Here is a 4,605-nt window from a genome sequence, read left to right on the forward strand (position 1 = left end):
TCCCCCGTTCAATTCGGGGAGGGCGGATCCGAATTTTACGGCGAAAGCGCCTCTACGGCGCTTTTGTCGTACTTTCACCGTAGAAGACGTGAGCGACTAGTCCGCGTTTTCAGAAGACGCCCCGAAAAATCGGAGTGCAACAAGGTTGATCACACCCCCCGACACCGTCCTGCGAATTTTGCAGTGGACGGGGGTGAAGCATGAGTGCGGAGCGCGACAGCGACGAGGCGATACAGGTCGCTGTCGACATCGACGGCGACGCGGTCGAGATTGAGCGCGAGCGGATCGAAACGGTACGCGTCGATCAGCTCTTTCGGCCGGTCGAGGACGGTAACTGCGACGCGCGCCTCCAGCTCTGGAGCGACAGCGCCGGCTGGAACGGCTATGAGAGACGTGGCGACCAATACTACCACGTCAACGTCCTGACCGAGACGTTCGTCGAGGGTACCGAGGTCACCGTCGAATCGGAGTACATCCACGAGGAAGCCGTCCCGGCCGAGGACGTTGCGGAGTCCGTTCGGGATCACATCCTCGACAGACATGCGGGTGGCGTCGGCACCTTCGTTCGGGGGTGTTCCCCGCCATGAGCCGGGCGGATTCCCGCAGCGGGCTCGAAGAGTTCGGCCGGGTCGACACGCAGATCGGCGAGTCGATCAACTTCGAGCGGCTCGCCGGCACGGACGATACGAGCTGGAAGAAGGCGGTCCCCTACGAGTCGGACATCGAGACCGTGTCGCGGCTCGCGTTCAAGGTCAAGAGCCCCGAGGGCGAGGAGTGGCACCACGTCGTTCTAGCCCGGGAGGGAGACCACCACGTCGGTCTCTGCGACTGCAAGGGCTGGGAGTACAACGACGGCCCCTGCGTCCACCTCTGCGCCGTCAGAAAGGCCGCGTGGAAGGGCGTGACGCCGGAGCGGGACATCAACGGGCGAGTGGTCCGGATCTGTGACCTTGACGCCGTCGACCCCGCCGAACGCCGCTACCCGTACCTCACGGACAAACAGCGCGAGGCGTACCTAGCGTGCGAACTAGGCGACAAAGGCGTCCGCGAGTTCCAGCGCGAGAAGGGCTACTCGTCGCCCGGCACGGTCTCGAACCGGCTCCGGGTCGCTCGCGAGAAGGTCCACGAGCACGAACAGCAGCTCCGCGCCGACGGCGGCACCGCCGCCCGTCGCGACGGGGTCACCGACGATCGCCGGCTGCTCGGCGAGGGGGTGGACCGATGAACGACGTGATCCGTGTGACAAACGACGACCGTGTCACACAGACCGATTCCGCAGTTTTCGGGGGTAACAAGAACGCTACTGCCGGAACCGGTCCGTGTCACACAGACGGGGGCGCGTCGTCAGAACGGAGTCCCCCCTCATGCACGGGCGATGTGCGGGCGAACAGCAGGCGCCGCGCGCGCTGCTGCGCGTGGACGGCCGAGCCGAGCGAGGTCACCGGAAGCGAGGTGAGTCGATGAGCGCCGAGACGGGGAAGCGCGTGTCGGCGCGAGTGAGCGACGACGAGCTCCTCGACGCGCTCGACGACGCGGCGGATGAGCACGGGTCGCGCTCGGAGGCGATCCGGGCGGCGCTGCGCGAGAGCTACGCAGACCGCGACAGCAACGAGGCGAACGTGGTCGCGTACCTCCCGGACGATCCGGTCGTCCGCCGAGGCTACGAAGTGCTCTGCGACGAAGCCTCGCCGTTCCAGTCGCGGATCGATGTCGACACCGCGATGAGCCGGGTCGCGAACCGCCTCAACATCCCGAAGGGGAGCGTAAAGCGGCGCGTGATCCTTCCGCTCGAACGGCAGCGAGTTGGCGGCCAGCAGGTGGTTGAGCCGAAATGGGGTGTGCTGGTGGTCCGACAGCCGGACGAAATTGCCGGTCTCGCCGACGCTGTGCGGACCGACGGAGGTGCTCGCGATGCGTAACCTGCGCTGCTGGCTGCTCGGCCACGATTGGATCGCGACGCTCGTTGAGGAGACCGCCGAGGGCGACCGGAAGACGCGGATCGCCACGTGCCCGCGGTGCGGGACCGCGACCGCGTTCATCGACGGCGACCGCGACAGCGACGAGGGGAACGATGCGTAACGAGGCGACCGTCATCGGCGCGGCACCGAACGTCGATCTCCGCGGGAAGCGCGACACGGAGGACTCGATCGACCGTTGGAGACGCCGGATCTTCGACGTGACGTGCCTGTCGTGCGACCACAGCGAGCGGATCTACGTCGAACCGGGCGAGGATCGCTTCGTCGATCACGATGAGAAGAACGCGGCGCACGTCGTCGAGTACGTTGAGGTGAGCCGATGAGATCGAGCTGTTCTACGACCGGAACCAGTCGGCGATTCGTCCGAAGAGTCCTTTCTCCACCTCAGCAGAATCGTGCTCTTCTGGGTCGGGGTCGCTTATTGAACCGTCGAGGTTCACGTCTGGCGATCCTCCCGAATCAATCTCTTTGGACCCGCCGACTGTCGTCCCAACGGAGACCGATTCCGGAGTTTCGGTGTCAGTTGAGCGATCTCGTAGCTCATCTTCAGAGACGGGTCGAAAGATTCTGTGTCCGCAATTCCGGCACTCGTCGGGGTTCTGGGTGTGGATTTGATCGCACCGCTTACACGCCCATGCCTTCATGCTGTCCAAACTATCAACCGAGAACAAAAAGCCACTCCCAGCTTTCTGCTAGTGAGTCCTTCAGGTGTACCATGTTAGAGGTTCAGCCGAGTTTTGGATTCTCTGTACAGAAACCCAAACTCGCACTTCCCTTCCCCTGAACCGTTTATAAAACGACTACCTCGAAACACCCCGAACAATGGAAACCCAAACTCAAGACAAAGCGACCGTCTGGCTGAAGCCGGACCAGGTGGAGCGGATGCGTTCCGCGACCGTCGAAGCGAGCGCGCCGTACCTCGCGGCTCGCAACGACGCGCTGATCGCGACGCTCTACGACTCCGGGCTCCGCGTTGCGGAGGCCGTCGCGCTCGACGTGGCCGACCACGCCGACCTCGACGACGGCGTTTTCGCGCTCCCGGCAGACATCCAGAAGGACTACCCGACCGACCGCACGCCGAGCTACACCGAGATCGAGCTGGCTGACGAGACCGTCCGGACGCTCCGGACGTACCTCGCCGGTCGCTGGAAGGAGACCGCGGCTCTGTGGCCGTCAAGACAGTCCGACCGGATGACGACCGAGTCCGTTCGCAACGTCGTCCGAGAGGCCGCGGTCGGCGCCGAGGTGCGACCGATGACGGTCACCGGACAAGGCGACCCGGAGGACGTGACGCCGCACACGCTCCGGCACAGCGTCGCCTACCGGATGCTCAACGTCGAAGAGGGCCACACCTTCTACGACGTGCGGAACCGGCTCAGGCACGCGACGATCCAGACCACCGAGCGAGTCTACGACCACATAGACCGAGTATGAATATCTCATTTTAATTTTAGGAATACTCAGTCAATGACCGACCTAGGTATTCGACTGTATCTACGGCACATTTTCAACAGAATCAGATAGGTGTCTGAGGATGCGATTCTGACAAACAACCGGAAAGTATACGAGAATATACTCTAATCTTCATGTAATATTGGTTCCGAGTATGGCTGATACGTTACAATTCCAATGTCAAAGCTGTGGTCAAATCACGGAACGGCCACGGAACCCTCGAACCTGTCCTTCGTGCGGAGAGACAGTAATGCGGCCCGTTGAGTTGTCCGAGCCGGGTGACAAAAACAACAACTTGGAAACTGAGAAGTTTGATGTAGATTCTGCTCTCAGCGACTTGGAGAGAATGAAATATTCAGAATCAAAAGATACGACGGGAGTTAGTCCTAATTCTGATGTCCAAAATAAGGGCCGCGAGAAGAGATCATCTGAATCATCAAAAGAAGAAGATGAGGAAACTGAAGGCGGTATCTTGTCTCGCCTAAAATCTCTGTTCTAATTGTAACTAAGAGGTACAATATCACTATTTTACGATGGTAGGAGACCTCTTTTGCTCTTTTTTGTTCTATTACTCCGTTAGCATCGATATACAGGCTACTTATTTATTTAATAGCTAATTCAGCGATAAGAAACATATCTATACAGGCTGATTTGCGGGGTATGGTGTATTTGACCATCGATGTTCCGCCAGTAGAACAAGTCAAAACAAGGGTTTCTAGCGATGCGCGTCTCTGAAGCCGGCGCCGCCCTCGCGCTCCAGCCGGAGGACGAGGGCGAGCGAACCGCACTCTCACGGCTCCGCGAGATCTACCGCCGGGCGACCGCGTACCGCCTGCCGTGTCCGTACTGGGACGAAGAACCGGGTCGTTACTGCGACCTCAACCCGACCGGCGCCGACGCCCTGGTGCTTCGCGACGGGATGGGCTCTGACGCTGTCGACGGCGAGGCCGCCGAAGGGGCGCGCGTCGACGACAGCGAACCCTGCCCGTCGCTCGCGTTCGACCCGACCGGCGCGGACATCGTGGAGGGCTGTGCGTGACGGAGATCGTCGAATTCGGTACCCGAGCGGACGCCAACGCGGTACGGGACGACTACGGCGACCACCTCACCGGCCGGTTCGACCGGCGGTTCGCCAAAGTCACGCAAGCCGACGACATACCCGCCGACGTCGGGGCGG

The 4,605-nt window shown here is 61.4% G+C and carries 8 protein-coding genes; all 8 read left to right on the forward strand.

All coding sequences use genetic code 11. The annotated features are described in order from the left end of the window. Positions 1–200 precede the first annotated feature (200 nt). The 8 genes from OQF71_RS13890 to OQF71_RS13925 all read left to right on the forward strand — a co-directional run bounded on the left by OQF71_RS13890 (position 201) and on the right by OQF71_RS13925 (position 4,467). Positions 201–587: a hypothetical protein gene (locus tag OQF71_RS13890; RefSeq protein WP_280588397.1), complete on the forward strand. Its 387-nt coding sequence runs from the start codon at positions 201–203 to the stop codon at positions 585–587. Then, entirely contained in the window at positions 584–1,225 is a 642-nt protein-coding gene (locus tag OQF71_RS13895) for an SWIM zinc finger family protein (RefSeq protein ID WP_280588399.1), read from the forward strand. The genes OQF71_RS13890 and OQF71_RS13895 overlap by 4 nt, the downstream gene beginning before the upstream one ends. A gap of 235 nt (positions 1,226–1,460) precedes the next feature. Further along, entirely contained in the window at positions 1,461–1,919 is a 459-nt protein-coding gene (locus tag OQF71_RS13900) for a hypothetical protein (RefSeq protein ID WP_280588400.1), read from the forward strand. Further along, on the forward strand, positions 1,912–2,079 hold the full coding sequence (locus tag OQF71_RS13905; protein WP_280588401.1) for a hypothetical protein: 168 nt from the start codon (positions 1,912–1,914) through the stop codon (positions 2,077–2,079). Before OQF71_RS13900 ends, OQF71_RS13905 begins: the two co-directional genes overlap by 8 nt. Then, the gene (locus OQF71_RS13910; protein ID WP_280588402.1) at positions 2,072–2,299 is read left to right on the forward strand and encodes a hypothetical protein; all 228 of its coding nucleotides are present in this window, start codon (positions 2,072–2,074) and stop codon (positions 2,297–2,299) included. The genes OQF71_RS13905 and OQF71_RS13910 overlap by 8 nt, the downstream gene beginning before the upstream one ends. 499 nt (positions 2,300–2,798) lie before the next feature. After that, complete coding sequence (locus tag OQF71_RS13915; RefSeq protein ID WP_280588404.1) at positions 2,799–3,410, forward strand: tyrosine-type recombinase/integrase; 612 nt, start codon at positions 2,799–2,801, stop codon at positions 3,408–3,410. Between the two features lie 268 nt (positions 3,411–3,678). After that, the gene (locus OQF71_RS13920) at positions 3,679–3,927 is read left to right on the forward strand and encodes a hypothetical protein (RefSeq protein WP_280588405.1); all 249 of its coding nucleotides are present in this window, start codon (positions 3,679–3,681) and stop codon (positions 3,925–3,927) included. Between the two features lie 222 nt (positions 3,928–4,149). Then, positions 4,150–4,467 carry a hypothetical protein gene (locus OQF71_RS13925; protein ID WP_280588407.1) on the forward strand — a complete coding sequence of 106 codons (318 nt, stop codon included), beginning with the start codon at positions 4,150–4,152 and terminating at the stop codon, positions 4,465–4,467. The last annotated feature ends 138 nt before the right edge of the window (positions 4,468–4,605 follow it).

Source organism: Halorubrum sp. Boch-26, assembly GCF_029889805.1.
GTDB lineage: Archaea > Halobacteriota > Halobacteria > Halobacteriales > Haloferacaceae > Halorubrum.

Bases quoted from the DNA above. Each gene is read 5' to 3' on its own strand.
- OQF71_RS13890 (WP_280588397.1), top strand. From the start codon at position 201: ATGAGTGCGGAGCGCGACAGCGACGAGGCGATACAGGTCGCTGTCGAC.
- OQF71_RS13895 (WP_280588399.1), top strand. From the start codon at position 584: ATGAGCCGGGCGGATTCCCGCAGCGGGCTCGAAGAGTTCGGCCGGGTC.
- OQF71_RS13900 (WP_280588400.1), top strand. From the start codon at position 1,461: ATGAGCGCCGAGACGGGGAAGCGCGTGTCGGCGCGAGTGAGCGACGAC.
- OQF71_RS13905 (WP_280588401.1), top strand. From the start codon at position 1,912: ATGCGTAACCTGCGCTGCTGGCTGCTCGGCCACGATTGGATCGCGACG.
- OQF71_RS13910 (WP_280588402.1), top strand. From the start codon at position 2,072: ATGCGTAACGAGGCGACCGTCATCGGCGCGGCACCGAACGTCGATCTC.
- OQF71_RS13915 (WP_280588404.1), top strand. From the start codon at position 2,799: ATGGAAACCCAAACTCAAGACAAAGCGACCGTCTGGCTGAAGCCGGAC.
- OQF71_RS13920 (WP_280588405.1), top strand. From the start codon at position 3,679: ATGCGGCCCGTTGAGTTGTCCGAGCCGGGTGACAAAAACAACAACTTG.
- OQF71_RS13925 (WP_280588407.1), top strand. From the start codon at position 4,150: ATGCGCGTCTCTGAAGCCGGCGCCGCCCTCGCGCTCCAGCCGGAGGAC.